2 protein-coding genes and 2 pseudogenes are annotated in these 2,871 nt (G+C 35.8%); 2 read left to right on the forward strand and 2 right to left on the reverse strand.

Annotated elements, in window-relative coordinates; genetic code table 11:
- Positions 1–763 (forward strand): hypothetical protein (locus ACK5ON_RS05835; protein WP_409820764.1); only part of this gene is annotated, 763 nt, incomplete at its 5' end.
- A 42-nt stretch (positions 764–805) separates the two neighbouring features.
- Here ACK5ON_RS05835 and ACK5ON_RS05840 read toward each other — a convergent pair.
- Positions 806–1,111, reverse strand: a pseudogene (locus tag ACK5ON_RS05840) (transposase); the annotation flags it as partial.
- A gap of 113 nt (positions 1,112–1,224) precedes the next feature.
- Between ACK5ON_RS05840 and ACK5ON_RS05845 the strand changes: the two are divergent.
- The gene (locus ACK5ON_RS05845) at positions 1,225–2,715 is read left to right on the forward strand and encodes an IS1634 family transposase (protein ID WP_409820766.1); all 1,491 of its coding nucleotides are present in this window, start codon (positions 1,225–1,227) and stop codon (positions 2,713–2,715) included.
- A 17-nt stretch (positions 2,716–2,732) separates the two neighbouring features.
- Here ACK5ON_RS05845 and ACK5ON_RS05850 read toward each other — a convergent pair.
- Positions 2,733–2,871: pseudogene (locus ACK5ON_RS05850) on the reverse strand (IS4 family transposase); the annotation flags it as partial.

Below are 2,871 nucleotides of genomic sequence, written 5' to 3' on the forward strand. Positions count from 1 at the left end.
AGACCCTAAATCGGCCTTGGTATTCCTAAAAAGTTTCTTTTTAAACAAAGAATATTTCCCATTTTTTGTTCTTCTCCTCCTGTCAATCATTCCTTTGTATCAGTCAATCCGGAATGGAGACAAAAAAACACAAATGATTTATTCCATTGTCCTTGTTGGATTTGTTGCTGCCTTGTATTCAATACATAAGCCGGGTAATAATTTCTTTCATTACAGTTTATTAAACTGGCCATTTCTAATTTTTCTTTCTGCATCATCAATTCATTCTTTTCCGATATTAAAAAAGTATTATTGGGCGGGCGCTTTACTTGTGATTGTTTCACAAATTCATGATTTGCGATTCAGACAATTTTATCCGATATCTACTTTGGTAAGCAAACAAGAAGTACCTTTGGATGTGGTACAACAAAAAATAGCCGAATACAGCCACCCCGGCGACAGAGTGTTGGTTTGGGGTTGGAGCAATAAATATTACGTCCATCCCGAACGCGAGAGAGGTGGCGGGTATTTGTATCCACAATTTGCTGTTGGGAATTACGAGGGTAAGAAATTAGCGCTTGAATTTTATGAGAGAGACTTTACATTGTTTAAACCAACAATCATTATTGAAGTTATAGGCGTGAATGAGTTTCTGTTAAAGGACTATGAGAAGGAATCGATTGCGGCAAACTCTAGCAAACTCGGTTCTACCTTATCAACCGAATATAATATTGCTTTTAGCGAAGGTAATTATAAAGTGTACACAAGGCTAAATAATCATTAACTATAAATTCGAGTTGAATTACATTTTTTAATTAGGGTTCACTCAAAAAGTCCATTTTCGATTAAAGCTCATCAGATCGATAATTGATTTAATGTAAATCAAAGCTTTTATCAACATTCGATTTCCAAAAGTAAGGACGCGCTGTTGCACCAACCTGATTAGGTTGAGAACAACAACGATAGCTCCTATCATTGATTCGCTTGTGGCCTTTAACCTAGCGTGTATGTTGCCCATGCCGTACCATCGTTTGGCCTGCCCAAACTTCCCTTCAACACAGTTTCTTTCACTTACCGACTTTCTGAGTTCTTTTAATTTTGCTTTTGTTTGAATTGTTGGTCTGCCTAAGGGTTTTCCATTTAATTCCTGACTTGTCCACTTATTTTTTTAAAACACCATAAATAACTATATGTCAGATAAATAAGACTATATTAGTGCCGAATATTCCGCACTAAGGCTTTTTTATGCTAAAAATTAGGGAAGTAAAAACCACTTCAGGCAAGACCGCTGTTCAGGTCATCTTGTACAAAGACTACAAACGAAAAATACTTAAGCATATCGGTTCTGGTAAAGATGACGGAGAAATACACACGTTAAAGTTACAGGCTAACCAATATATAAACGACTATACGCAGCAACTATCCATTTTCCCTGATGATAATCCGAACATGGTGTTATTTATCGAGCATACCGAATGCATCGGTTTTTATTATTGGTTTTTTTATAACAGTATTCAAAAGTTGATTGAGCAAATCGGCTTTGATAAAGTGTGTAATCACCTATTGCGAGATTTAGTAACGATAAGAATATTCGAGCCGGCTTCAAAACTCCGTTCCATTGAGCTTTTAAAGACCTATTTTGGCATTAATCACAGACGGCAAAGTTACTACAATGAAGCCCCAAAGTGGCTTAAATTAAAAGAGCGGGTGCAGCGTACAGTTGCATCCTTTGCACAAAAAGTGTATGATTTTGATTCTTCCCTTATGTTTTACGATGTAACTACTTTGTACTTTGAAACTTTTCAAGAGTATGACTTACGAAAAAATGGATTTTCAAAAGATGGTAAATCGCAGCAACCACAGGTATTGGTGGGGCTGATGGTAAACAAAGATGGCTTCCCCATCGCTTTTGATGTTTACCCGGGAAACACATTTGAAGGGCATACGATTATCCCCACAATTAAATCGTTTATGAAACTTTATGAAATAAAAAACTTAACTGTTGTTGCTGATGCTGCAATGATTAGCGTGGATAATATTGAACAGTTACGCAAAGAGAATATTCACTATATCGTTGGTGCAAGACTGGGAAATCTGTCCGAAGAAAGCTTCGGGCTGTTGGATCATAAGATTATCCGAGAAGATGGAAAAATAGTAAGAATAAACACTAATAAAGGATACTTAATTTGCAGCTTTTCTACTGTTAGATACCGAAAAGATAAATATGAAATGGAAAAGCAAATTTTGAAAGCAAAAGACATTGTTGACCGACCGGCAAAAAATAAGAAAGCCAAGTTTGTAAAATCACATAAGGAACAATTAACGCTCAATGAAGAGTTAATCAAAAAAACATCAAAATTACTGGGCTTAAAGGGGTATTACACAGACCTTGATGAGGCTACGCTTTCCACAAACGAAGTACTCAAAAGATACCATGATCTTTATAAAATAGAACAGGCTTTTAGGATTGCAAAATCAGATTTAGAAACCAGACCAATATTCCACTTCAAAGAGGAGCCTATAAAACTTCATTTACTGATATGCTTTATGGCCTTGGTGATATCTAAACATATTGAACTTAAAACAGGGCTCTCAATAAGGAAGTTTATCACTGAAAATAAACGAGTTACTGATGCAAGAATGTTTAATTCCTTAATTCAAAAAGAAATTATTATTAAAGGAAAACTTACAGATACCGCGAATGCTATTTTACAAAATCTTGGTATTCCGCACTAAAATGGACAAGTCGGGAAAGACACCAAATTTGAGAGGTGCCAAGAGTGTTTTGCTTCCTTCTGAAGTGTCTTTAGCAGCAGAATCGTGATTAGTGCTGTCCAAATCTGTATCAATACAGCATTCATGCTTGTGCCAATGAAAGACTTGATTTTTAGG

It is taken from the genome of Flavobacterium sp. (genome assembly GCF_046317795.1).
Taxonomy (GTDB): Bacteria; Bacteroidota; Bacteroidia; order Flavobacteriales; family Flavobacteriaceae; genus Flavobacterium.

What these genes read in the sequence shown, in the direction of transcription:
- ACK5ON_RS05845 (WP_409820766.1), top strand. Translation starts at nt 1,225, where the DNA reads ATGCTAAAAATTAGGGAAGTAAAAACCACTTCAGGCAAGACCGCTGTT.